This window comes from Rhodococcus rhodochrous (assembly GCF_014854695.1).
Classification (GTDB): domain Bacteria; phylum Actinomycetota; class Actinomycetes; order Mycobacteriales; family Mycobacteriaceae; genus Rhodococcus.
The window spans coordinates 4,718,156-4,735,598 of record NZ_CP027557.1; the positions used below are offsets into that span (position 1 = coordinate 4,718,156).

Sequence of the window (17,443 nt, forward strand, 5' to 3'; positions counted from 1 at the left end):
CATGACCACCGCCACCACCACCTTCCCCGGCCTGACCACCGGCACCTGGGCTATCGACCCCGTCCACTCGAACGTGGGCTTCACCGTCCGGCACCTCGTCGTCAGCAAGGTTCGCGGCACCTTCGAGAACTTCTCCGGCGCCATCACCGTCGCCGAGGACGGCACCGCATCGGTGAACGCCGAGATCGACGTCAAGTCGATCAACACCAAGAACGCCGACCGCGACGCGCACATCCGCTCCGCCGACTTCTTCGACGCCGAGCAGTTCCCCGTCGCCACCTTCACCTCGACCGACGTGCGTGCCGACGGTGACGACTACATCGTCACGGGCGACTTCACGCTCCACGGTGTCACCCGCCCGGTCGACCTGAAGCTCGAGTTCAACGGCGTCAACCCCGGCATGGGCCAGGGTCCGGTCGCCGGCTTCGAGGCCACCACCGTCATCAACCGCAAGGATTTCGGCATCAGCATCGAGATGCCGCTCGAAGGCGGCGGAGCCGTCGTCGGCGACAAGATCACCATCACCCTCGAGATCGAGGCCGGCCTGCAGGCCTGACCCCTCTCGCAGACGACAGCGCCCCTGCTCCGGCAGGGGCGCTGTCGCGTTCCACCCGCTCCACCGGCCCGAATCGTGCTCGAGAGCACGCACCGGAGATTCCGACGCGCCCCGCGCCGCCGCTACTCTGGACCCGTGAAGAAGTACACCCCGGCGTTGGCGATCGACGTCGTTCTCGTCGTCGTATTCGCCGTGCTCGGTCGTTCCAGCCACGACGAAGTGCTCGATCTCGTGGGGCTCGCAGGAACGGCATGGCCGTTCCTCGGCGGCCTCACCGCCGGATGGTTCTTCACCGCGTGGCTCTACCGCGACAAGTTCGACGCCTTCGCAGCCGTTCCCACCGGACTGCTCGTGTGGGTGAGCACCCTCGTCGTGGGGATGCTGCTGCGGGCCGTCACCGGTCAGGGCACCGCGACCGCCTTCATCATCGTCGCGACGATCTTCCTGGGCCTGTTCCTGGTGGGCTGGCGCGTCGTCGTCGGACTGCTCCAGCGTCGCAGGGTCGACGCCCACTGACCTGCACCGACTTCCCGGTCTCGTTTCTCACACTCGCACCGAAGTGTGATCTGCGACCGCGGGATACGCGAATTTTTCGCGCTCGCGCCCCGTGCGGTGGAACAGTGGAGATCATGTCCACGCTGGAACCACCTACCCTGACCGGGTCGCGATCCGACCATCGGTTCTTCGGTCAGCCACTACCCCTGGCCAACCTGTTCGGTGTCGAGATGTGGGAGCGATTCTCCTTCTACGGCATGCAGGGCATCCTGATCTACTACCTGTACTACTCGGCATCCGAGGGCGGGTTGGGGATCAGCCAGGGGGCCGCGACCTCCATCGTCGGCGCCTACGGCGGCACGGTCTACCTGTCGACGATTCTCGGGGCGTGGATCGCCGACCGATTGCTGGGTTCCGAACGGACCCTGTTCTACAGCGCCGTGCTCATCATGTTCGGCCACATCGCGCTCGCGGTGCTGCCCGGTTTCGTCGGGGTGGGTGTCGGCCTGGTGCTGGTCGCGTTCGGTAGCGGTGGTCTGAAGGCCACGGCGACGTCGATCGTCGGCGATCTCTACGACGAGCAGGACACCCGCCGCGACGCCGGTTTCTCCATCTTCTACATGGGCGTGAACATCGGCGCGCTCGTCGGCCCGCTGCTCACCGGCTTCCTGCAGACGCGCTACGGCTTCCACTGGGGCTTCGGTCTCGCCGCGGTCGGCATGTTCCTCGGCCTGCTGCAGTACACGATCTACCGCAAGCATCTCGGCGACATCGGCAAGGTGCCGCCCCACCCGCTGCCCGCCGAGACGCGCACGAAAGCCGCCGGGATCGGTCTGGTCGCCGTGGTCCTCATCGCGGTCGCCGCGCTGACCGGCCTCGTCACGACGAGCAACATGTCCGACATCGTCGTCGCCCTGACCATCATCGCGACGATCACCTATTTCGTCATCATGCTGTCGAGCAAGCAGATCACGCCGATCGAGCGCAGCCGGGTGCTGTCGTTCATCCCGATGTTCATCGCCAGCGCGGTGTTCTGGTCGCTCTTCCAGCAGCAGTTCACGATGGTCGCCGTCTACGCCGACACACGCCTGGACCGCGATCTGTTCGGGTGGGAGTTCCCGCCGTCCTGGGTGCAGTCGATCAACCCGGTCTTCATCATCCTGTTCGCGGGTGCCTTCGCCGCCGTGTGGACCAAACTCGGACCGCGTCAGCCCTCGTCGCCCATCAAGTTCGCCGCGGGCACGATCATCATGGGCATCGCCTTCCTGTGCTTCATCCCCATGGCCGGTGGCGGCCCCAACAGCGCTCCGTTGCTCGGACTCGTCTTCATCCTGCTGCTGTTCACCTTCGCCGAGCTGTTCCTGTCCCCCGTCGGACTGTCGCTGTCGACGAAGCTCGCGCCGAAGAACTTCCACACACAGATGGTCGCGTTGTTCTACCTGTCCGTCGCGTGCGGCACGGCCATGGCCGGCACCCTCGCCGGGTTCTACGACGAGAACAACGAGGTGCCGTACTACCTGTGGATCGGCGGAGCATCGATCGCAGTGGGCATCGTGCTGGCACTGTTCGCGCCGCGCATCAAGAAGCTCATGCACGGCGTGCAGTAATACCGCTGCACAGGGACACCACTCAGCGGAGAGCGAGCCATACCGCCAACCCGAACCCTGCGAGCGCGACACCCACGCGCAGCAGGTTCGGGGGTATGCGCCGTACGAGCGGCGGACCGCAGTAGCCACCGGCGAACGCGCCGACGGCCATCGCGGCCGCCGCTCCCCAGTGCACGGGCCCGAAGACGGCGAACCCGATCGCCGCGACGAGATTGGCGACGCCGAGCAGGTAGCTCTTGAGGATGCTCGCGCGCCAGATCTGCTCGGAGGTGCAGATCAGCACCAGCGCGTAGAAGACGACGCCCGCGCCGGCCCCGAAGTATCCGCCGTAGACCGCGACGACGAAGACCGCCACGGAGAACACCCGCGGCAGGTCGCGGCCGCCGGCCAGAGTGCGGATGCGTGGTTGGAGCAGCAGCGCGAGAGCGGCGAGCGCGACAAAGCCCGGAACGATCGCCTCGAACGAGTCGGGCGGGGCGACGAGCAGGACAGCCGCGCCGACCACGCCGCCGAGCGCGGCATAGAGCGTCCACCACCACACGCGGGGGCCGGTGTCGACGACCTCCCGCGCCGAATTGGTCAGCGCCCCGACACCGACACCGACCATCGCGACGGTGTTGGTGACGTTCGCCGCGACCGGCGGGAGGCCGACGGCGAGCAACGCCGGATACGAGACGATCGACGCCAGGCCGGTGACGAACCCGACGACACCCGCGAAGAATCCGGCAACCACGAGCAGGGCCAGATCGAGGACGGTCACGGTCGCTCAACGTACCTGTACGCCGCGGACCGGCCTCCGGTGGATCAGTACGCCGCGGACCGACCTCCGGCCGATCAGTACACCATGGACCGACCTCCGGCCGATCAGTCCCCGAGCAGTGGTTCTCCGAGCTTGCGCAGGAAGGTGTCGGCCATCTTGATCGCGCGGTCGCCGCCGTCGGCATCGGCGACGAAGACCGCGAAGGCCAGGTCGCCGCCGGTGTAACCGAAGAACCAGCGGTCCTCGCCGCTCGCCGCGGCGATACCCGCGAGACCGGCGTGTCCGCGGAGGAAGGACGCCGGACCGTTCTGCACGTTGTCGATCATCATGCCGCGCAGGGCGTCGATCACCGAACCGGGCAGCGCTTCGGGGGCGTCGTGGACGACCGTCTCCTGTCCCTGCACGATCGTCGGGACAGCGGCACTGCCCCGCGCGACCGAGGCGGCCAGCACCGCAGCGCCGAGCGGCGTGATCAGGTTCTCGTCGGAGTCCGATCCGGCGAACTGGACCACTCCGGAGCGGTTGTGCCCGATCTGCGAGGTCTCGAACTCGAAGCCCGGCACGTCGTAGTCGACACCGAGGCCGAGGCGACGGGCGGTGGAGGCGACGTCGTCGGACCCCACGTCGTTCGGATCGACGCCGCGCTCGAGGCCGGCCGCCAGCCGGACCGGATCGAGAACGCCGCCGGCCGGGTAGAGGCCGTGGGTGATGACGGGACCGAGTTCCATGGCCCAGTTGTTGACGTCGGCGGCGAGGATGCCACCGGTCGACGGCTGGATGGCCACCAGCGCGGCCGGGGTACCGGCGGTGACGACCGCTTCCTTCGCGGCGAGCTGCACCTGGGAGTCGACGGTCGCCTGCAGGTCCGGGGGCGGCGGGCCCTGGAAGCCGGCCACCTGGATCGGACCGTCCTCGGGATCCTCGAGGGTGACCGCCCAGCCCGCCGTCCGGTCGCGTTCGAGCTGCCACGCCGAGCGCAGCGAGTCGAGCAGTGGCGTGGAGATCCGCCGATCCGCGCTGATCAGGGTGGGTGTAGTGAGCACCTCGACCCCAGGGATCGACACGATGCCGTCCTCGAGGAACTGGTAGTCCTGGTCGCGGAGCTTGACCGCCGTGATCCGGTTGCCGGGGTTCTCCGCCATCCGCTCCTGCATCAGCTGGGCGGTGATGACGGGCGCGACCGGCTCGAGAACCGCCGCGAGACGAGTGGTGGTGTCGACGGGATCGGGCATCGCCGCCGGGTCGAGCACCACGGCGTTGATGGTCTGTTCCTCCATGAGGAGACGGCCCGTGCGGTCGAAGATCTTCGGCGGTGCGGCGTCGGTGCGCACGTGGTGGACGGTGCGTCCGCCCGACAGGTCGGGGACGACGACCTCCGGGTCCCAGGACACACGCCAGCCGACGGCGAGCTTCCGTACCGAACCGGTGACCTGATACGACCAGTCCTTGCCCTCGCCGAAATTCCATCCGGCGGAGAGCGTGAAGTATCCCGAGTCGTCGTTGAGTTCGACGAGCTGGGTGACGTCGTAGTCGACGGTGCCGTCGGACAGTCCGTCGTACATCTGCGAGATCGTTTCCTCCGCCGCGTTCGGGTAGGAGGTCAGGGCCGCTGCTGCGCCCGCATCACGCTCGTCGAGTGCGGCGACGAAGTCGTCGACGAGGCGTTGCGCCTCGCTTCGAGAATCCGAGAACACAACCGTCGTCAGCGCGACGACAGCCACGACGAGGCACACGGCCAGCGCGACGATGCGCCCCCGCTTCCCCCGCCAATCACGAAATCTCATATGTAACAACCTTCACTTCAGTCACACGAGATACCAGCACGCGTTGTGCACGAACACATCACAATTGCGCCACGCGTCCCTACCCCCTCAGCCATCGCCCCGCCGCCTCGACGGCAGGGGCCGAGCCGTCCGCCCCCGACACGAACACCGCAAAGGCAAGATTATCCTGTGATCCGATAAACCAGCCGTGCGCCCCGACGTTGTCACCGTACTCCGCCGTCCCCGTCTTCCCCGCCAGATCGGGAATGTCGCGCAACGTGCCGGCTGTACCCTCGATCACAGTCTCGCGCATCATCTCTCGCAGTGCCGCGAGCACGTTCTCGGGCATCGGTTCGGCGTCCCGATCCGCGGTCGCCGGCTGCCCCTCGACAATCGCCGGAACCGGCGTTCGACCGTTCGCCACCGAGGCTGCGACCAGCGCCATCCCGAACGGCGACGCCGTCACCTGCCCCTGCCCGATCGCTGCCTCCACGCGGGCCGCATCGGTGTCGGCGACCGGCACGTCACCCGTGACCGTGACGAGACCGGGCGTGACGTAATCGATGCCGAGACCGAACCGTTCTGCAGTCGCGCGCAGGGCGTCGGGCGGCAGGTCCAGAGCGAGCCGCCCCATCGTCGTATTGCACGAGAACGCGAACGCGGTGTGCAGCGGCACCGGGCCGAGATCGAAGTTCTCGTCGTTGGGGATCGTGCGCGAACCGATCGAGGCGACGCCCGGGCACGGCAGCACGGTGTCGGGTTCGGCGAGCCCGGCATCGAGCGCCGCCGCGGTCGTCACCACCTTGAACGTCGACCCCGGCGGGTAGAGGCCGGTCGCGGCGATCGGCCCCTCGGCGTCGGCCTCGTCGTTCTGGGCCATCGTGCGGATCGCGCCCGTCGAGGGTTCGATCCCGACGATTACCGCGGGCGTGTCGAAACCGGCGAGGACCTCCTCGGCCCGTCGCTGCAGGTCGAGATCGATCGTGCTGGTCAGGTCGGGTGCCTCCGGTCCCGCTTCGCCGGCGACCTGGCTCGTCGTGCCGTCCGCCGCGACCCGCCGGATCACCCAGCCCGCCGAGGCGTCCTGCCCCTCCTGCCAGAGTTCGGCGAGGCCGGACCACACGGGCGAGGCGAGATCGCGCTCGGTGGTGAGCAGACGGGTCTGCGGCACGAGCGTCACACCGGGCAGCGCGGCGAGGCGATCCTCGATCGGCGCGAGGTCCTCCTCACGCAGCGTGATCACTCCCGCAGTCCCGCCGGCGGCCGCCGCGACCTGCTCGGCGAGGCTCTCCGCCGTGATGGTCGGAACGACCGTGGCCAGCACGGGAGCGACCGCGGCGGGATCGGCGGTCGCATCCAGGTTCACGACGGTGACGACCTGCTCCCCCATGAGCGGCCGCCCGGCCCGGTCGAAGATCGTGGGCGGGGCACCGACGGTGGTCAGGTACTCCAGCGACGCGCCACCCGCCAGCTCCGGCGACAGCACCGTGGGATCCCAGCGGACCCGCCACGCATCGGCCTCCGGATCCTCCGTCGCGCTGCCGGTGGTGCGGTACGACCAGTCGCGACCCTCCCCGAAGGTCCACGTCACGTCGAGCTCGAAGGTGTCGTCGTCGCCCGTCCCCGCGACACTCACGGTGGGATCGTCGTGGCCGAGCCCGGCGAAGAGGGCGTCGATCGCGGACTCCGCGGCCACCGGATCGGTGGTCGACGCCGCCGCGCCGGAGACGTCGCCGGCGTCGAGAGCGGCAGCGAACTCCTCCGCGATCGTCTCCGGCTGATCGGGGCCGGTCGCACACGCCGACAGCGACAGCACCGTGGCTGCCGCGACACCCATACCAATCAGTCGGATCCGCACGGTCCCGATCATGCCTGCACTTCCGAGCCCGTGCCTGTTATCGCAGGTAGGAGTCGGGGTGAAATATTCGGTTGCATACCGGACGGTGCGGGATCACCATGGTGTTCGCATCCCGTACCCGTCGATCGGAGAAGTCCGTTGCTCCTGTGAGAGGTCCCGTCCCCCGCGCACTCGCGCAATCGACCCTCACCCTTCGGGAGCCACCATGTCTTCATCCGGTATCACGCTGTCCGCACTCTCCTACGTCCATCCGGACGGCACCGTCGCCGTGCAGGATCTCGACGCCGTCGTCCCGGCCGGGCGGATCGGCCTGGTGGGCCGCAACGGAAGTGGGAAGACCACCCTGCTGCGGCTCATCGCGGGTGAACTCCGCCCGACCTCCGGTTCGTCGACGGTGCGCGGACGGGTCGCCTACCTTCCCCAGGACGTGACCCTCGATCCGACGGTGCCGGTCGATTCCGTCCTCGGTATCGGAGAGATCCGGAAGTCACTGCGACGCATCGAATCCGGATCGTTCGACGATCGGGACTTCGAGGTCGTCGCCGACCGGTGGGACATCGAGGACCGCGCCCTCGCGCTCATGCACCGAGTCGGCCTCGACCGGATCCTGCACGACGCCGGGGATTTCGATCGCACCGTCGGTCAGCTCTCCGGTGGGGAGACGGTGCTGCTCGCCTTCACCGCCCGCCTGCTCGACGACCCGGACGTGCTGCTGCTCGACGAGCCGACGAACAATCTCGACGCCGACGGTCGCGCGCGCCTGCAGGATGCACTCGACCGGTTCCCCGGCACGGTGCTCGTCGCCGGGCACGACCGGGAACTGCTCGACCGCACGGATGCGATCGCCGAACTGCGCAACGGTGCGTTGCGCCTGTTCGGCGGCGGGTTCGGCGAATACGAGCGGATCGTCGCAGAGGAACAGGAGGCGGCACGGGCTGCGGTGCGGGATGCCCGCAACGACGTGCGGCGCCAGGCACGCGAACTGGCGGCAGCGCACGTCACGATCGCCCGGCGGCAACGCTACGGGCAGAAGATGTACGAACAGAAGCGCGAACCCAAGATCGTCATGGGCGCGCGCAAACGGCAGGCGCAGGAATCCGCCGGGCGTTTCCGCCGCGAGCACGAAGAGGATCTGACCACGGCACGGGAGAACCTGGACCGTGCGAAGGACGCGGTGCGCGACGATCCGGAGATCCGCATCGACCTGCCCGGGACCGCGGTTCCGCCCGGTCGGCGGGTGGCGGACGCACCGCTCGAGATCGTCGGGCCGGAGCGGATCGCGCTGCGCGGGCCCAACGGGTCGGGGAAGACGACCCTGCTGCACCGCATCGTCGAAGCGGAACCCCACGTTCCCTTCGCGTTGCTCCCGCAGCGGCTCGACATCTTCGACGACGATCGTTCGGTCGCGGAGAACGCCGAGGATCGGGCGCCGCACCTGACTCCGCAGCAGGTGCGGGCGCGTCTGGCGCGCTTCCTGTTCCGCGGCCGTCACGCCGAGGTCGCCGTGGGAGCGCTGTCGGGTGGGGAGCGACTGCGGGCCGCGCTCGCGATCGTGCTCGCGGCCGATCCCGCTCCGCAGTTGCTGCTGTTGGACGAGCCCACCAACAACCTCGACCTGGCCGGTCTCGCGCACCTGACCCAGGCCCTGCGCGCCTACAGCGGTGCGCTCGTGGTGGTCTCGCACGACGAACGATTCCTCGAGGAGGTGGCGGTGGATCGGTCGGTCGAACTCGAAAGATGAACCGTTCGGCGATACTGCTGGGATGAGCCATGCGACGAATCCCGCCGACGGCACCCGGATCCGGTTCACCACGGCAGGCCCCGAGGGGGCACCGGTCGTGCTGCTGGTCCACGGCAGTGCCCTGTCGTCGGCGGTGTGGCGGGCCTTCGGGTACGTGAAGGCGCTCGGCGGGGATTTCCGCCTGGTCATGCCCGATCTGCGTGGCCACGGCCGCAGCGACACCCCGCACGACGAGGACGCCTACGCGATGGACGCGATCGTCGGGGACCTGCTCGCCGTCCTGGACGCGGCGGGAGCCGACCGGGTGCACTACGTCGGCTATTCGTTCGGCGCCCGTGCAGGACTCGCGCTCGCCGTCGCCGCTCCGGAGCGGCTGGCGAGTCTGACCCTGCTCGGCGGGAGCGCACGCCCCCAGGAGGGAGCGATGGACGCGATGTTCTTCCCCGGCACCGTCGACGTGCTCGAGCGCGAGGGCATGGACGGTTTCATCCGTGCCTGGGAGGAAAGGCGTCGCACGCCGGTCGATCCCGCGACGCGTTCGGCCTTTTCGAAGAACGACGCGCAGGCTCTCGCCGCCTATTTCCGCCGGTCGGATCGGGAACCGGGAATCGGCGACGAGACACTCGCGGGCATCGACGTGCCCGTGCTCGCCGTCGTCGGGTCGGACGACCGCCTGCGTGTGGAGGACACCCGCGCGTTGTCGCGCACCGTCCCCGGTGCGCGACTCGCGATTCTGCGCGGGGTGGACCATGCCGAGACGGTCTCGGCCGCACTACCTGCGGTCGAGACCTTCCTCTCGGCACGCGCCGGCCGGAAACCGACCGACACGCGCTGATACTCGGTTCGGGCGCTCAGGCCGGGACGACGACCTGTTCCCGCGGTGTCATCGCCGGCACCGGCCGGGACTGCTGCGCCTTCCGGTGCGGTGCGACCACGGCCTTCTCCTGCGCAGCACGGGCAACCGCCTGCTGCCGGCCGACTCCGGATGCCTCCGCGAGCAGCGCCGACACCGACCGCTTCATGACCTCGACCGCTTCGGGCACCGACAGGCGCAGTACGTCCCGCAGCGATACCCAGGTAGGCCAGGTCGTCGACACTCCCAGCAGGTTCTCGATGTGGGTGCGGACGGTGTCGTCGACGCCCTCGAACTGGTCGGAGAACAACGCCCTGATCTCGTATCGCGCCCGGTCGAGATAGCGCAGGCGGTTGCGCTGCAATTCGCGCGAGAACGGCGCGCGGATCTCGGACGACCGCGCGAACGGCGCGATGTATTCGAGCAGTTCCGCTCGCTGCCTGCAGTAGGCGTCGATCCGTTCGTCGAGCGGCAGCGACGGATCGATCGGCTCGTAGGCGTCGTCCTGGCGCCGCATCAGTTCGGCACCGGTGGCGGCGAACAACGTCTCGAGATCGCCGAAGTGTCCCCACAACGATCGCAGGGACACCCCGGCCCGCGAGGCGATCTGCGCCCCTGTGGGTTTGAGCTCTCCCGCCCTGATGAGCGCGATATGAGCCTCTATGACGGCCTGCCGGGTGCGCTCTGCGCGAGCACTCCTGCCGTCCGTCGTGACCGACGGCTTGTCGCCGTCCTTTCGTTCCGCGTACATCGCTCCCCCGATTTCCGCTCGGATTCCCCTCCGGACCGGTCACTCCCCTCGTCGGTGACCGGCATAACTTTTCTCATGGCGAACAATAGTCGACACAGCGGGGGAATTGTCATCCCCCATCCGAAAATTGTCCCGTTTGCGAATTTCGAGCGGCCGTACGCAGGGATTACTGTGCAAGCAATCCCTTCGCGATATGTGTTACTTGAATTTCGTTGCTACCCGCGTAGATCATCAGCGATTTCGCATCACGTGCAAGTTGTTCGACACGATATTCCGCCATGTACCCGTTTCCCCCGAACAGTTGCACGGCCTCCATCGCCACCTCGGTCGCCGCCCGCGACGAGTACAGCTTCATCGCCGACGCCTCCGACAGGCTCACCGGCTTCCCCGCCTGCGCGCGCTCGATCGCGCTGAAGACCATGTTGCGGACATTCACCCGCGCGATCTCCATCTCGGCGAGCTTGAGCTGGATCAACTGGAACTGTGCGATCTCCTTGCCCCACAGCTTCCGCGATTTCGCGTACTCGGTGCACAGTTTCAGGCACTGCTCGATGATGCCCAGGGCCAGATAGGCGATGCCGATGCGTTCGGTGGCAAAGGACTCGCGCGCGCTGTCCTTGCCGTCGCTGCGACCGCCCTCCTCGGTCTCCCCCAGCAGCCGGTCGCGGGTCAGGCGCACGTTGTCGAAGAACAACTCGCCCGTCGGCGAGGAGTTCATGCCCATCTTCTTGAAGGGCGGGCTCTGGGTGAGCCCCTCCATGCCCTTGTCCAGCACGAATGCGAGCACCTTGCGGTCGCGGCGATCCACCGAGGGATCGCCTTCGTCGAGCTTCGCGTACACGATGATCACGTCGGCGTACGGACCGTTGGTGATGAAGGTCTTCTGGCCGTTGAGGATGTAGTCCTCCCCGTCGCGGCGCACCGTCGTCTTCATCCCGCCGAACGCATCGGAACCCGAATCGGGTTCGGTGATCGCCCACGCACCGACCTTCTCGAAGGTCACCAGCTCGGGCAGCCACCGCTTCTTCTGCGCGAGGGTGCCGCGGCTGCGGATCGTGCCCGCCGTCAGGCCCAGGCTGACACCCAGCGAGGCGATGAGCCCGAGACTCACCCCGGCGATCTCGATGTTGAGCAACGCCGCCATCCCCGGAGAACCGCCGGTACCCCCGGACGATCCCGAAGGCTTCTCTCCGCGTTCCTCTTTCGCAAGGGCCCGTTCGAGTGACTCGCGGGCCATCTCGTCGATGCCGAAAGTCGCGTACAACTTCCGGATGATGTCGTACGGCGGCAATTCTCCTGACTCGAGACTGTCGACGTGCGGACGGATTTCCTTCTCGATGAAACCGCGAAGTGCGTCGCGGAACATGAGGTCTGTGTCGGACCACTCGTACATGCACCGAACATAGAACAGGTGTCGATTCCGTCCCGGCCTTTCGTCCCACTGGGCATCCGAAAACGCTCCACGTACAGCGTGCCGGTACTAGCCTTCGCCGCAGAGCACTCCGTCGGCGAGAGGGACATCGGAGATGGTCGATTCGAGTGGGTTTGCCGGCACGGACGTCCTCGCCCTGCACATGGGCGACGGCCTGATCGCCGACCGCGCGTCCGCGTGGTTCTTCGTCATCGCCGTGATCGGGGTCAGCATCGCCGCCTGGTACGCACGCAGCGACCTGAACAAGAGGTCGGTGCCGACGGCGGCGGCAGTCTGCGCCCTGTTGTTCGCCCTGCAGGTGGTCGACGTGCCGGTGCTGCCGGACGTCAGCGGCCATGTCGTGGGCGGCGCACTCGCGGCGATCCTGCTCGGCCCGTTCGTGGGGGCGGTCGCATTGACGATCGTCCTCGTGGTGCAGGCCTTCGTCTTCGCCGACGGCGGCCTGTCGGCGCTGGGCGCCAATGTCACCAACATGGTGCTCGTCGCCATCGCCGCCGGTTTCCTCACCGCGACGGCGCTGCGTGCGCTGTGTGAGCACCGCGGTGTGCGGCGGTTCGTCATGCTCGGCCTGGTCTCGTTCGTCGGTGGGTTCGTCTCGGTCCTTGCGGCCGTGACGGGTTTCGTCGTCGAGTACGCCCTCGGCGGCACCTTTGCCGTGCCGGTGTCGAACATCGGATTCCTCTACGCGACGCACGTTCCCGTCGGGTTGGTCGAGGGTGTGGTGACGGCCGCCGTCGTGCTCGCCGTCGCACGGGTCTCCCCGGAATCCGTCCAGCTCACGCGACTGCCGGTCAATCCCCTCGACGCGACCACGTCTCCGCCCCCTCCTCCGCGTCCACGCGCTCAGGGGACGCTGTTCATCGGTTTGGCGTTCACCTCGCTCGTGGTCGCGGGGATCGTCGCGCCGCTCGCCGTCGACACCCCCGGTGCTCTCGAGGTGGCCACCACGCGGGGCTGTGAGATCGACTCGCTCGCCGAGGATCTCACGGGCGACTGTATGGCCCGGGACGTCGAGGAACACCGGCTCGCCGACAGCGCGCTGGCCGACTACACGATCGACGACCGCCCCGGTTCGACGGGCGTGGCCGCGGTGCTGGGCACGCTCGGCACCTTCGTCCTGGCCAGCGTGTGTTTCCGCGCTCTCGTGCCGCGGCCGGCGAAGACCACCGCCGAGCAGCGCACGCAGCAGCGGAGCAGCTCTGCGGGCTGAGTCCGCAGGCTGCCGCGGCGGCACGGATCAGCGGGAGAGGTGCGCCTCGATGGTCGCCGCAGCCATCTCCCTACCGAACCGGATGGGCTCGACCGAGTGCTCGAACTTGCTGCCCGACAGGGCACCGTCGTAGATCAGTTGCACGCGCCGTGCCACCGCCTCGGACTCGGACACCCCGGCGAGACCGAGCAGTTCGACGAGCGTCGAGTTCAGCCATTCCCGGTGCGCGAGTACCGGTTCGAGTGGTTCCTGCGGAAACTCCGTCGCAGCGTTGGCGTACTGGCATCCCCGGAAGTTCTTCTTCGGCGCCGACTGCATCGCGAGATCGAAGAAGGTGAGGATCTTCGCGATCGGATCGTCGAGCGGTTCGACGGCGGCGTGCCACCGCTGCCGGTCGCGCCGGTCGAGGTCGTCCAGATAGGCGAGCACCAGTGCATCCTTCGACCCGTACGACGAGTAGAGGCTCGCGCGGGCGACGCCGGCCTCGGCGAGGATGCGGTCGATGCCCACCGCGCGGATGCCGTGCTCGGCGAAGAGCGCGCTCGCGGTGTCGAGCAGGCGTGTGGCGGGTGAGGGCTTGGACGGCGACCCCTCGGCTTTCCCCTTCGGACCGGCCGTGCCCTTCGGAGTGCCGGTTGATTCACTCTCGACGAACGTACGCACGTGCCCAGCGTAACGGACAGCGCGCGATAGACAGACCGTTCTATTCACAGTACGGTGGAGCACGTGACACACAGCCTTCTGACTCGCCGCCTGCACGTGGATCTCGTGCGGGTGTCGACTGCTGCGTGTTGTCGCTCCACTCTCTGACCGGCCTCGTCTGCGTGCACCGCATGCCGTAGTCGCCCCGTCCGAAGACGAAACGGCGCCCCGTCGTGCCCGGACCGGTCACAGTTCCAACCCGCTTTCCCGGAAGGTGACCCCATGTCGCTGTATCTCTACGAACTCGTCCCCACCGAAGGCCAGGCCGAGGCTGCCATCAAGGCCTTCGACGATGCTGTCGTCGCTGCCGGCGGCGAACTGATCGAATCGCAGGTCACCACCGGTGGCACGCGCGTCTTCGCGATCGCCGAGTTCGACGCGTGCCGCCCCGCGCAGCTCGAGTCGGCCTCCCTCGATGTCGCCGAGATCGTCGGCCCGAACGAGGTCCGTCTCGTCGGCGCCGAGCTCGACCAGATCAAGGCCACCCGCCCCGAGGCCGGTTACCTCGTCGAATGGGACATCCCCGACACGATCGACATGGAGACCTACCTCGCGCGCAAGAAGGCGAACTCGCCGAAGTACGCCGACGTCCCCGAGGTGAGCTTCCTGCGCACCTACGTCCGCGAGGACATGGACAAGTGCCTGTGCTTCTACAACGCCCCCGACGAGGCCGCCGTCGTGCGTGCCCGCGAGGTCGTCAGCACGCCCATCGACCGTCTCCACTCCCTCGAAGGATAAGCATCCGATGACCGCGGCCATTGACCGAGCGAGCGAGCAACAGCGCGCGGCGATCGCAGAATTCGTACGCGATCGCGCCGCTGCTCTCGATCGCGGAGAAACCGACATCCGCACCGACATCGCCCGCACGGGTGAGCTCGGCCTGCTCCGCAAGGGGCTGGACGGGGAGTGTCTCTCCGAGATGGTCGCGGTCATCGACGAGGTCGCCGGCGAATCGCTCACCGTCGGCTTCTCGCTGTGGGCGCAGCGCATGGCGCTCGAATACATCGACCGCGCACCGCAGTTCCTGCGCGATCGTTATCGGGACGACCTCGCGTCCGGTCGCACGATCGGCGTCACCGCCATGGCCGCGGCCCTCAAGCATCTCGCCGGTCTCGGCGAACTGCCCCTCGTCGCCGAACGGACCGACGACGGCATCACCGTCACCGGTCCGATCCACTGGGCGTCCAACGTCTTTCCCGACTCGGTGATCGTCTTCCCGGCCCGCACCGCCGACGGCGATCGCCTCGTCGCCGTGGTCCGCGCCGATGCCGAGGGCATCACCATCGCGGATTCGCCCGAACTGCTCGCGCTCGGTGCCACGTCGTCGACCTCGCTGAAGTTCGACGGTGTGCGGATTCCGCAGTCGCACATCCTCACCGAGGATCTCGCGAACTTCTGCGGTTCGATCCGGCCGACCTTCATGATGTTGCAGACGTCGTTCTGCGTCGGCATCGCACGCGCGTCGCTCACGGAGGCGGCCGGCCGTCTGCACGGACTCGGCGAGCAGTTCACCGGTGAGTACGAAGAACTTTCGGCGCGTTACGAGTCGCTGCGCGAGCGGCTGTACCGCTTCGCCACCGAACCCGCCTCGATCGCTCCCGCGGAGTTCATCCGTCTGCGTCTCGACGGTTCGGTGGTCGCGGTCGCCGCGACCCGCCTCGAGGCGACGCTGCGCGGCGGCGCCGGATACGCGACGGCCAGCGCCACCAACCGCCGATTCCGGGAGGCGGCCTTCCTGCCCATTCAATCGCCGTCGGAAGGACAGCTTCGGTGGGAACTGTCGCAGTACGAATAACGAACGGATACAAAAGTTTCGCCGGCCGCCGTAGCCCGGTCCTCCAGGGGGTGGACCTGGATATCGCGACCGGCGAGTTCCTCGTCGTGCTGGGCAGCAGCGGTAGCGGCAAGTCGACGCTGCTACGGATCGTCGCGGGTCTCGATCACCTCGATCGCGGTTCCGTCGACTGGCCCGACACCGAGGGCGACAACCGTCCGCACACCGGAATGGTCTTCCAGCAGCCCTTCCTGATGCCGTGGCTCACCGTGCGCGAGAACATCGCCTTCGGTGGACGTTTCGCCGCGCACCGCGAGCGGTTCGACACCGCCTACGCCGATTCGCTCCTCGAGCGTTTCGGCCTTTCCGCGCTCGCCGGCTACTACCCCGACCAGCTGTCCGGTGGTCAGGCCCAGCGTATCGCCGTCATCCGCGCCGTCGCGGTGCGTCCGCGACTGCTGCTGCTCGACGAGCCGTTCAGCGCCCTCGACCCGGCCACCCGTTCCGATCTGCGGTCGTGGCTCGGCGAACTCGCGCGCGATCTCGGTTTCACGACGGTCCTCGTCACGCACGACATCGACGAGGCGCTCGAACTCGCCGACCGCATCGCACTGTTCGGGAGTTCGGGCGTGGTGCAGCAGGAATGGACGCTCGGCGGCATGTCGGCGCTCGACCGCGACGCGCTGCGTCCGGCCATCCTGGCGCACTACCGCGATTCGTCGCTGTCCGCGACATGACCGATTCGGGCCTGTTCAGCCGTCGCACCCTCATGCGCGGTGCGCTCGGCCTCGCGGCTGCCGGTGGTATCGCCGGCACGATCGACCTCGCGCGCACCGCGACCACCGACCGCGCCAACCGCACGGGGCAGTTGCGCATCGGTTACCTGCCGATCACCGACGCCGCGCCGCTGCTCGTCGCGCACGGGTCGAGTCTGTATCCCACCGGCGTCGTCGATTCCGCGAAGCCGGTGCTCTTCCGAAGCTGGGCATCGCTGGCGGAGGCCTTCATCAGCCGACGCGTCGACGTCGTGCACCTGCTCATGCCCATGGCCGTCCAGTTGCGGTACAGCCTCGGCAGTTCCGTGCGGATCCTCGGCTGGAACCACACCAACGGCTCGGCGCTGACGGTCGCCCCGCACATCACCGATCTGAGCGATCTCGCCGGGCAGACGGTGGCCATCCCGTTCTGGTGGTCGATCCACAACATCGCCCTGCAGCAGCTGCTGCGGGCGCACGGACTGACACCGGTCGTGCGGGAGGCGCCGTCGAAGTCCGCGCGCACCGTGGGTCTCGTCGTCATGGGTCCGTCCGACATGATCCCGGCCCTGGCGAACGGCTCGATCGCCGCGTTCACGGTCGCCGATCCGTTCAACGCCGCGGCGGAGGTTCGCGGGGTGGGGCGGATCCACCGCTTCCTCGGCGATGTGTGGCGCGACCACGCGTGCTGCGCCCTGCTCGTGCACGAGGACCTGATCGAACGCGACCCCGTCGCCGTGCAGGCCCTCACCGACTCCGTGGTCTCCGCCCAGCTGCAGATCGGCGCCGACCGTCCGGCCGCGGCCGCGATGCTGTCCGCCGGATACCTGCCGCAGCCGTTGCCCGCGATCACGAAGGCGCTGACCTATCCCGATCGCGAGGCCGGCACGGTGCACCCGCAGTGGCAACCGCAGCGCATCGGCTACCAGCCGTTCCCCTTCCCGACCTTCACCGCGGCGCTGATCGAGGCGATGCACGACACCGTCGTCGACGGCGACACGCGGTTCCTCTCGCGCCTCGACCCTGCGACCGTGCACGACGACCTCGTCGACGACCGGTTCGTCCGCACGTCCCTCACCCGCGTCGACGGCACCGATGCCTTCGGCCTTCCCGCCGATCTCACCCGCACAGAGGAGGTCGATCCTTCGTGAGCGCCCCGACCAGCACGGCGCCGGAGACGGCCCGC

At 68.2% G+C, this 17,443-nt stretch carries 17 protein-coding genes; 11 read left to right on the top strand and 6 right to left on the bottom strand.

The window, feature by feature from the left end; translation table 11 throughout:
• Window position 1: 1 nt before the first annotated feature.
• The 3 genes from C6Y44_RS21450 to C6Y44_RS21460 all read left to right on the top strand — a co-directional run bounded on the left by C6Y44_RS21450 (window position 2) and on the right by C6Y44_RS21460 (window position 2,658).
• A complete protein-coding gene (locus C6Y44_RS21450; protein ID WP_120280414.1) occupies window positions 2-556 on the top strand; it encodes a YceI family protein in 555 nt (184 codons plus the stop codon).
• A 135-nt stretch (window positions 557-691) separates the two neighbouring features.
• Window positions 692-1,072 (top strand): DUF3054 domain-containing protein, encoded by a 381-nt coding sequence (locus C6Y44_RS21455; protein WP_159417491.1) that lies wholly within the window; start codon window positions 692-694, stop codon window positions 1,070-1,072.
• 113 nt (window positions 1,073-1,185) lie between these two features.
• Window positions 1,186-2,658, top strand: coding sequence for a peptide MFS transporter (locus C6Y44_RS21460; protein WP_159417490.1), 1,473 nt, complete (start codon window positions 1,186-1,188; stop codon window positions 2,656-2,658).
• Window positions 2,659-2,680: 22 nt separating this feature from the next.
• Here the strand turns inward: C6Y44_RS21460 and C6Y44_RS21465 are convergent, their stop codons facing one another.
• The 3 genes from C6Y44_RS21465 to C6Y44_RS21475 form a co-directional block, all read right to left on the bottom strand.
• The gene (locus tag C6Y44_RS21465; protein WP_006552709.1) at window positions 2,681-3,418 is read right to left on the bottom strand and encodes a sulfite exporter TauE/SafE family protein; all 738 of its coding nucleotides are present in this window, start codon (window positions 3,416-3,418) and stop codon (window positions 2,681-2,683) included.
• Between the two features lie 104 nt (window positions 3,419-3,522).
• Window positions 3,523-5,202, bottom strand: a complete 1,680-nt coding sequence (locus tag C6Y44_RS21470) for an NTF2-like N-terminal transpeptidase domain-containing protein (protein WP_225623647.1) — start codon at window positions 5,200-5,202, stop codon at window positions 3,523-3,525.
• A 79-nt stretch (window positions 5,203-5,281) separates the two neighbouring features.
• The gene (locus C6Y44_RS21475; RefSeq protein ID WP_120280418.1) at window positions 5,282-7,051 is read right to left on the bottom strand and encodes a penicillin-binding transpeptidase domain-containing protein; all 1,770 of its coding nucleotides are present in this window, start codon (window positions 7,049-7,051) and stop codon (window positions 5,282-5,284) included.
• 193 nt (window positions 7,052-7,244) lie between these two features.
• Here C6Y44_RS21475 and C6Y44_RS21480 point away from each other — a divergent pair, with 193 nt between their 5' ends.
• Both C6Y44_RS21480 and C6Y44_RS21485 read left to right on the top strand, forming a co-directional pair.
• Window positions 7,245-8,780: an ATP-binding cassette domain-containing protein gene (locus C6Y44_RS21480; RefSeq protein ID WP_120280419.1), complete on the top strand. Its 1,536-nt coding sequence runs from the start codon at window positions 7,245-7,247 to the stop codon at window positions 8,778-8,780.
• Between the two features lie 22 nt (window positions 8,781-8,802).
• A complete protein-coding gene (locus C6Y44_RS21485) occupies window positions 8,803-9,615 on the top strand; it encodes an alpha/beta fold hydrolase (protein WP_120280420.1) in 813 nt (270 codons plus the stop codon).
• Window positions 9,616-9,631: 16 nt separating this feature from the next.
• Here C6Y44_RS21485 and C6Y44_RS21490 read toward each other — a convergent pair whose 3' ends face one another.
• Both C6Y44_RS21490 and C6Y44_RS21495 read right to left on the bottom strand, forming a co-directional pair.
• Window positions 9,632-10,222, bottom strand: coding sequence for a TetR family transcriptional regulator (locus tag C6Y44_RS21490; RefSeq protein ID WP_120283693.1), 591 nt, complete (start codon window positions 10,220-10,222; stop codon window positions 9,632-9,634).
• Window positions 10,223-10,550: 328 nt separating this feature from the next.
• Window positions 10,551-11,777: an acyl-CoA dehydrogenase family protein gene (locus tag C6Y44_RS21495; protein ID WP_059383754.1), complete on the bottom strand. Its 1,227-nt coding sequence runs from the start codon at window positions 11,775-11,777 to the stop codon at window positions 10,551-10,553.
• 133 nt (window positions 11,778-11,910) lie between these two features.
• Here C6Y44_RS21495 and C6Y44_RS21500 point away from each other — a divergent pair, with 133 nt between their 5' ends.
• Window positions 11,911-13,026 (top strand): energy-coupling factor ABC transporter permease, encoded by a 1,116-nt coding sequence (locus tag C6Y44_RS21500; RefSeq protein WP_159417489.1) that lies wholly within the window; start codon window positions 11,911-11,913, stop codon window positions 13,024-13,026.
• A 27-nt stretch (window positions 13,027-13,053) separates the two neighbouring features.
• Here C6Y44_RS21500 and C6Y44_RS21505 read toward each other — a convergent pair whose 3' ends face one another.
• The gene (locus C6Y44_RS21505) at window positions 13,054-13,689 is read right to left on the bottom strand and encodes a TetR/AcrR family transcriptional regulator (protein ID WP_120280423.1); all 636 of its coding nucleotides are present in this window, start codon (window positions 13,687-13,689) and stop codon (window positions 13,054-13,056) included.
• 96 nt (window positions 13,690-13,785) lie between these two features.
• Between C6Y44_RS21505 and C6Y44_RS28485 the strand changes: the two genes are divergently transcribed.
• From C6Y44_RS28485 to C6Y44_RS21525, 5 genes are all read left to right on the top strand, one after another.
• Window positions 13,786-13,836 carry a hypothetical protein gene (locus C6Y44_RS28485; RefSeq protein WP_404817807.1) on the top strand — a complete coding sequence of 17 codons (51 nt, stop codon included), beginning with the start codon at window positions 13,786-13,788 and terminating at the stop codon, window positions 13,834-13,836.
• A 114-nt stretch (window positions 13,837-13,950) separates the two neighbouring features.
• Window positions 13,951-14,466 carry a DUF4242 domain-containing protein gene (locus C6Y44_RS21510; RefSeq protein ID WP_016694511.1) on the top strand — a complete coding sequence of 172 codons (516 nt, stop codon included), beginning with the start codon at window positions 13,951-13,953 and terminating at the stop codon, window positions 14,464-14,466.
• A 7-nt stretch (window positions 14,467-14,473) separates the two neighbouring features.
• A complete protein-coding gene (locus C6Y44_RS21515) occupies window positions 14,474-15,523 on the top strand; it encodes an acyl-CoA dehydrogenase family protein (protein ID WP_159417488.1) in 1,050 nt (349 codons plus the stop codon).
• A complete protein-coding gene (locus tag C6Y44_RS21520; protein ID WP_172414956.1) occupies window positions 15,499-16,239 on the top strand; it encodes an ABC transporter ATP-binding protein in 741 nt (246 codons plus the stop codon). The genes C6Y44_RS21515 and C6Y44_RS21520 overlap by 25 nt, the downstream gene beginning before the upstream one ends.
• The gene (locus C6Y44_RS21525) at window positions 16,236-17,408 is read left to right on the top strand and encodes an ABC transporter substrate-binding protein (protein ID WP_088898275.1); all 1,173 of its coding nucleotides are present in this window, start codon (window positions 16,236-16,238) and stop codon (window positions 17,406-17,408) included. The genes C6Y44_RS21520 and C6Y44_RS21525 overlap by 4 nt, the downstream gene beginning before the upstream one ends.
• Window positions 17,409-17,443: the final 35 nt, after the last annotated feature.

Excerpts from the sequence above, each read along its gene's own strand:
- C6Y44_RS21480 (WP_120280419.1), top strand. The coding sequence starts at position 7,245 with ATGTCTTCATCCGGTATCACGCTGTCCGCACTCTCCTACGTCCATCCG.
- C6Y44_RS21460 (WP_159417490.1), top strand. The coding sequence starts at position 1,186 with ATGTCCACGCTGGAACCACCTACCCTGACCGGGTCGCGATCCGACCAT.
- C6Y44_RS21510 (WP_016694511.1), top strand. The coding sequence starts at position 13,951 with ATGTCGCTGTATCTCTACGAACTCGTCCCCACCGAAGGCCAGGCCGAG.
- C6Y44_RS21450 (WP_120280414.1), top strand. The coding sequence starts at position 2 with ATGACCACCGCCACCACCACCTTCCCCGGCCTGACCACCGGCACCTGG.
- C6Y44_RS21500 (WP_159417489.1), top strand. The coding sequence starts at position 11,911 with ATGGTCGATTCGAGTGGGTTTGCCGGCACGGACGTCCTCGCCCTGCAC.
- C6Y44_RS21515 (WP_159417488.1), top strand. The coding sequence starts at position 14,474 with ATGACCGCGGCCATTGACCGAGCGAGCGAGCAACAGCGCGCGGCGATC.
- C6Y44_RS21525 (WP_088898275.1), top strand. The coding sequence starts at position 16,236 with ATGACCGATTCGGGCCTGTTCAGCCGTCGCACCCTCATGCGCGGTGCG.
- C6Y44_RS21470 (WP_225623647.1), bottom strand. The coding sequence starts at position 5,202 with ATGAGATTTCGTGATTGGCGGGGGAAGCGGGGGCGCATCGTCGCGCTG.
- C6Y44_RS21495 (WP_059383754.1), bottom strand. The coding sequence starts at position 11,777 with ATGTACGAGTGGTCCGACACAGACCTCATGTTCCGCGACGCACTTCGC.
- C6Y44_RS21485 (WP_120280420.1), top strand. The coding sequence starts at position 8,803 with ATGAGCCATGCGACGAATCCCGCCGACGGCACCCGGATCCGGTTCACC.
- C6Y44_RS21475 (WP_120280418.1), bottom strand. The coding sequence starts at position 7,051 with ATGATCGGGACCGTGCGGATCCGACTGATTGGTATGGGTGTCGCGGCA.